Raw genomic sequence first — 288 nt, 5'->3', positions numbered from 1 at the left:
GACAAACTCAACTCCATGTGCACCTCGTCCGTGGTATGACCTTTGTCCAGGACTAGTTTCAACTGAAGGAATGTGCTTCCAACTTTATTCAGTTCGCTGCTGGCCGCAGTCACTCCAAATTTCCAGTCCATGTCGATAAGCTGGTTGACCATTAGTGTGGTGGCCAGGACTCCTTTTGACATGTTCACCTGATTTGCTTCCCATTTTTGCTGAAAGGCGGCCGCTTTATCTTCTGCAAGACCTAGTGTTACCAGGTCTTCGGTTACTTGGGACGCAGCCAGGTTCAGC

1 protein-coding gene is annotated in these 288 nt (G+C 49.3%); it reads right to left on the bottom strand.

Going from position 1 to position 288, the window contains the following annotated elements; genetic code table 11:
* Window positions 1-288, bottom strand: a 288-nt coding sequence (locus L5849_RS15660; protein ID WP_236926293.1) for a hypothetical protein, incomplete at both ends; no start/stop codon positions are given.

Source organism: Erythrobacter sp. SN021, assembly GCF_021864455.1.
Note: the sequence above shows the minus strand (reverse complement) of the source record. Positions and strands in the feature narration are given on the sequence as shown.